The following is a 4,917-nucleotide window of genomic DNA, read 5'->3' as shown; positions in this document are numbered from 1 at the left end:
AAGGGATGTTTAGACGTGCAATGGATGCCGAGTTGGGCAGATTGCCGAGCTTGTGGCTTTGAAAGAAGAGTAATTGCCAGAATGGTTAACGTAAGATATATTATGTAAATCTAAATTAATTTGATAAAAATTTATCATGCTGAAGCCGCTTGCCTGGCGGCTTTTTTGCGCTATTAAAGAAATGATAATCCATGTACCTATCAAAAAAACAAATTCCGACATGTTTCGCGCATTTTTTTTGCAAAAAAGTGATTGAAACCGTTTTAAAAATGTAATATACTCTTATCGTGATAATAATTTATTATATTGATAAATTTTATAACAACACATAAGGTTTACAAGGAAGGAGACCACCCGTACATGAATGATAATCGGCAGTTCCTTGAGAAGTTTTTTCCAATTGCCTCATTTATTGCGGCTATTATTGGGCCCAAATGCGAAGTCGTAGTCCATGACGTCAGCGATCCGGAACGATCGATTATTTTTATTGAGAACGGTCACATCAGCGGGCGTAAGGTAGGAGACGCGTCAACGGACTTGGTCTTGAAACTGCTGAAAGCGGAAGCATACCGGGAAGAACAGTTTATCGCCAACTATAAGGCTTCGGGAAAGATGGGTCAAAGCTTTAGATCGTCCACCTTTTTTATCAAAAATGACGACAACGAGCTCGTCGGGCTGATGTGTTTGAACATTGACATCACCCACATGGAGGCTGCCGCAGAATGGATTCAGCATATTTTACAAGGCGGTTCGCCGCTTCCTCCAGCTTCAATTGAGGCTCCGCAGGAAGACAAACAGTCCAAGGAATATTTGCAGGGCAACGCGGATGATCTGCTTACTCATATGATCGCATCCGTAATCAGCAAAATAAACATTCCTGTAGACCGGTTATCCTCACAAGAGAAAATCGAGCTCGTGCGTGAGTTAAACGAGCAGGGGGTATTCTTGCTGAAAGGCGGCGTTTCCCAAGTAGCCGCAGCATTAGCGATATCCGAGCCTACTGTCTACCGTTATTTGCAAAAGCTTAAGTAATCAGCAACTGGCATACGCAGGATCAAGGGAAGGTGACATCATTGAAATATAATTTTGACCACATCATCAGCAGATACGGCACGAACAGCGCCAAATGGGACGGAATGGCCCAATCCCAGGGGGAGGACATGATCGCACTGTCCGTCGCGGACATGGATTTACCGGCGCCGCCAGCCGTGGTGGAACGGATGACGGAAATGGCCAGACACGGCATTTACGGTTACACCGATCCGTTCCCGCCATATTTCGAAGCGGTACAAGGCTGGCTGTCCAAAGCCTATAATTGGCAGGTGCCGCAGGAATGGATCGTATTCTGCCCTCGAATCGTACAGGCCGTCTCTGTCTTGATTCAGAACCTGACGGAGAAGGGGGACCGCATCTTGATCCATACGCCTGCTTATCAACCCGTCGCGAAAGCGGTTGCGATCAATGGCAGGCAGTTGGTTGAAAGTCCGCTGCAGCTTGTAAACGGACGGTATGAGATCGATTTTGCAGACATGGAAGAGCAAATGAGGGAAGGCGTGAAGATGGTCATGCTCGTCTCTCCGCATAATCCCACCGGCAGGGTCTGGACGATCCATGAGCTGGAGCGGATCAGCGAGCTGTGCATCCAATACGATGCGCTGATCGTATCCGACGACATTCATGCGGATTTCATCCATCAGGGGCACGAGCATACTGTGATCGCCAAGCTGACGGAGCAGGTGGCAGACCGTTCGATCATTTGTACGTCCCCAGGAAAAACGTTCAATCTTGCGAGTCTGGAAATCGCCAACATCATCATTCCAAACGGGCAGCTGCGGGAACGCTTTAAAAACGGGCTGCAGCAGGCAGGGATTCATAATCCGACCTTTTTTGCCGTCCCTGCCTTGGAAGTGGCCTATACGGCTTGCGATGAATGGCTGGACGAGCTTCGCGCATATATAATGGACAACATCGCATATACGATCGATTTTATACAGACACACATACCAAAGCTTAAAGTCATTCAGCCTGAAGGCACTTATTTATTATGGGTGGACTGCACGGCGTGCGGCAAGCTTGAAAGCGATTTAGTGGAGTGGATTCAAAACAAGAGCAGAGTCAGTGTCAGCTACGGAACCTCCTTCGGAGCGATTGGCGAAGGCTTTATCCGCCTGAATATTGCCGCTCCGAGGTCTCTTCTTCGGGATGCGCTGCAGCGTATGGCAGATCACTATCCTTTGCACGAGAAGTAGTTCACAATTCATTTATCCCAGGGGGAATACAACGATGACAGAGCAAACGAAGGGAAAACAAATCAAAGAACCGACGCTGTTTTTGGCCTTACTTCCGATCATAACGATGGTGGTACTGCTGTGCTTGGGATACGTCATGTTCGAGCTGCCGCCTGAACCGCTCATTATTGCTTCAACGGTTGTCGCGGGGATCATTGCAGTTAGGCTCGGGCACAGTTACAACGATATTTTGAATTCCATTGCCCAAAAAATTGCCAAAACGATGCCGGCCATTCTAATCCTGATTGCCGTAGGGTTGATGATCGGGGCATGGATGGTGGGCGGCACGATTCCGATGATGATATATTACGGGCTTAAAATTATCAACCCGCAGTTTTTGCTCATCACCGCCTTTTTAGTGACGTCGGTCGTATCGGTCTGTACCGGTACGTCATGGGGCTCTGCAGGAACGATTGGGGTAGCATTTATGGGAGTTGGCGCTGGACTGGATGTGAATCTGGCAGCCGTTGCCGGTGCGGTGGTTGCCGGTGCCTACTTCGGCGACAAGCTGTCGCCGCTATCGGATACGACGAATATCGCCGCGCTGTCCACTGGTGTAAACCTATATGAGCATATCGGTCATTTGCTATACACGACGCTGCCTTCGTTTATCGTAGCCGGAATCGTCTATGTCATCACAGGTTTGAACACACATACTGCAGGTGCAGGTATCCCTGAAAAAGTAGGGACCATTATGGATACGCTGGGCACGATCTACCACTGGAATTTGCTGCTCGTCGTTCCGATACTCATTGTGTTGTACGGCTCGATCCGCAAAAAACCACGCTGCCGGTTATGCTGCTGTCTTCGGCCTTTGCGATGGCTAACGCCCTGATTTTCCAAGGCTTCACATTGCATGATGTCGTAAGCTCCGTATTGAATGGGTTCGACATCGCGATGGTTCACGTCCAAGGATTCGATCCGGCTGCGGTCATCCCTGATGTACCGAAGCTTCTGAACCGCGGCGGAATGAACTCGATGATGGGAACATTGTTAATCTGTTTCAGCGCGATTACGTTTGCCGGCACCATATCGCTTACCAAATCGCTTGAGCTGATCGTGAACCGAATCCTGAAGCATGTACGCTCGACAGGCTCTATGATCGTCGCAACGATCGTGACCGGTTTAACGATGATCGGCGTTACAAGCAACGGCCAAGTGTCCATCCTGATGCCGGGCGAAATGCTGCGTGAGGCATACATCCGCCGTGGGCTGCATCCGAAAAATCTCGGGCGGACGGTCGAAGACTCCGCTGCGATCACGGAACCAATCTTACCATGGACGGCGGCAGGCGCCTACATGGCCGGTACGCTGGGTGTCGCAACACTCGCATACTTACCATGGGCTATGCTGTGCTGGACAGGGATCATTTTCGCCACGATCTGGGGCTTCACCGGTTTTGGGATCGCCAAGCTGACGCCGGAACAGCAAAAAGAAATGCTGCAAGAATATGACGGTCCAAATGCAGAAGAAATGAATTCGAAGACGATGGCCGCGGTAAAGACAGCCCAAACCAATTAACCAAAACCTCATTTTGTCAGGTACTTGCAAAAATACGGTTGATACACGCCAAGTTTTTGCAATTCCCATAAACATAAATGTGCTTTCAAGCACGACAAGGAGAGAGAAACCATGACATCACAAGAGAGACAAACTATTGCAACGACCGAAGCTCCGGGAGCTATCGGACCATACTCCCAGGCAGTTCAAATCGGTAATGTGCTGATTACATCCGGACAACTCGGTATGGACACAACAGGCGTGTTCCCAGCAACCGTAGAGGAACAGACACAGCGATCGCTCCTCAATGTAAAAGCGATTCTCGAATCAGCGGGCTTTACCATGAACGATGTGATTAAAACGACGGTATTTTTGCAGGATATGAACGATTTTCAGAAGGTCAACGAAGTGTACGCGACATTCTTTGCAGAGCCTTATCCGGCACGCAGCGCGGTCCAGGTAGCCAAGTTGCCGAAGGACGGACTGGTAGAAATCGAAGTGATCGCTGTCAAAGCTTAAATTGATGATAGTAGGCAACCTCTTGGTTCTCCATGGGGTTGTTCTTTTTTCACGGGAGGATAGCAGCACAACAAAAGCTGGCCAAGATCGGCCAGCTTTTTAAGATGTGTATTCATATCGATTAAATAGAAGCGATGGAGCGGCTTACTTTACTCGAATTTCCCTTCAAAAACAAGCTCGTTCAGCGGGCGGCGGTCATTCGGCACCTCACGCTGCTGGATCGCTTCCGGAAGTAAAGATTTATCGCCCAAATAACCGAGGGCAATCACGGCGTGAAGCTCGATGTGATCCGGTACGTTCAATATTTCACGGGCTTTATTGCGGTCAAAACCGCCGATGGCATGCGTGTGCAGACCGAGGATCGTCGCTTGAATCGCCAAGGAAGCCCAGGCTGCGCCGGCATCGAAGGCGTGCGCACCGTTCGGGTCGCCGTTTTCTCTAAGCTTGTCGGAAGCGACCACAATGAGAACTGGCGCACTGGACGCCCATGTTAAATTGAATTCGTTTAAAAATGAATGAAATTTGCTGAGCTGCTCTTCGGTTTTAGCGACGATAAAGCGCCAAGGCTGATCATTATAAGAGGATGGAGCCCAATGTGCGGCTTCAAGGA

Annotated in this window: 4 protein-coding genes and 1 pseudogene; 4 read left to right on the top strand and 1 reads right to left on the bottom strand. The window is 49.3% G+C overall.

What is annotated here, in order from left to right:
- Positions 1–360: 360 nt before the first annotated feature.
- The 4 genes and pseudogenes from CPT76_RS11120 (at position 361) to CPT76_RS11105 (ending at position 4,307) form a co-directional block, all read left to right on the top strand.
- Positions 361–1,032 (top strand): helix-turn-helix transcriptional regulator, encoded by a 672-nt coding sequence (locus CPT76_RS11120; protein WP_076165552.1) that lies wholly within the window; start codon positions 361–363, stop codon positions 1,030–1,032.
- Positions 1,033–1,064: 32 nt separating this feature from the next.
- Positions 1,065–2,249, top strand: a complete 1,185-nt coding sequence (locus CPT76_RS11115; protein ID WP_374954639.1) for a MalY/PatB family protein — start codon at positions 1,065–1,067, stop codon at positions 2,247–2,249.
- A pseudogene (gene nhaC / locus CPT76_RS42035) lies at positions 2,203–3,809 on the top strand (Na+/H+ antiporter NhaC). Before CPT76_RS11115 ends, nhaC begins: the two are co-directional and overlap by 47 nt.
- 111 nt (positions 3,810–3,920) lie before the next feature.
- On the top strand, positions 3,921–4,307 hold the full coding sequence (locus tag CPT76_RS11105; protein ID WP_105442965.1) for a RidA family protein: 387 nt from the start codon (positions 3,921–3,923) through the stop codon (positions 4,305–4,307).
- 149 nt (positions 4,308–4,456) lie between these two features.
- Here the strand turns inward: CPT76_RS11105 and CPT76_RS11100 are convergent.
- On the bottom strand, positions 4,457–4,917 hold a 461-nt coding region (locus CPT76_RS11100; RefSeq protein WP_105442964.1), incomplete at its 5' end, for a nitroreductase family protein.

The organism is Paenibacillus sp. AR247 (assembly GCF_002968895.1).
Lineage (GTDB): Bacteria > Bacillota > Bacilli > Paenibacillales > Paenibacillaceae > Paenibacillus_AQ > Paenibacillus_AQ favisporus.
Note: the sequence above shows the minus strand (reverse complement) of the source record. Positions and strands in the feature narration are given on the sequence as shown.